Annotated in this window: 1 protein-coding gene; it reads left to right on the plus strand. The window is 55.4% G+C overall.

Translation table 11 applies throughout. The features are described 5' to 3' along the window. A partial coding sequence (locus IG168_RS20320; protein WP_193166433.1) for a type IV secretory system conjugative DNA transfer family protein occupies positions 1 to 576 on the plus strand: 576 nt, incomplete at both ends.

Here is a 576-nt window from a genome sequence, read left to right on the forward strand (position 1 = left end):
CCCGGCGTCGAAATCACAGACAAGCTGGACGAGATGATGTTGACGAAGCATCTCGGAGACCATCCGCACCCTGTCGTGGCCGAGGGCGTACAGACTTTGAAGGACAAATACTTTCCGGAATTGTCGAGCATTCTCAGCACAGCGCGGTCGTACCTTGGGATCTATGACGACCAGATCCTCGCCCACAACACGTCGAGCTCCGATTTCACAATCGATTCTCTCTTGAATGACGATAAGCCGGTAACGCTTCACATCGTTTTCACGCCGAGCAACCTTCAGCGCCTGCGTTTTTTCCTGCGCCTTTTCGTCTCTCTTGTGGTGCGAAAACTGACAGACGTGAATGTCGCGCCGGCCGAGTTTCCGCATAAGCGACGAGGGCTCTTCCTGCTTGATGAATTCCCGCGACTTGGGAACCTGGCGCTTCTCCACGACGCGATCGGCTACCTCGCCGGATACGGTATAAAGTGCATGATCGTGGCGCAGTCGGTGAAGGACCTTGTTCGGATCTATGGTCGCGAACAGACCCTTCTCGAGAACAGCGCGGTCCAGATCATCCACGGAACCAACGACCCTGAT

The sequence above is a fragment of the Microbulbifer hainanensis genome, from assembly GCF_014904735.1.
In the GTDB taxonomy this organism is placed as follows: domain Bacteria; phylum Pseudomonadota; class Gammaproteobacteria; order Pseudomonadales; family Cellvibrionaceae; genus Microbulbifer; species Microbulbifer hainanensis.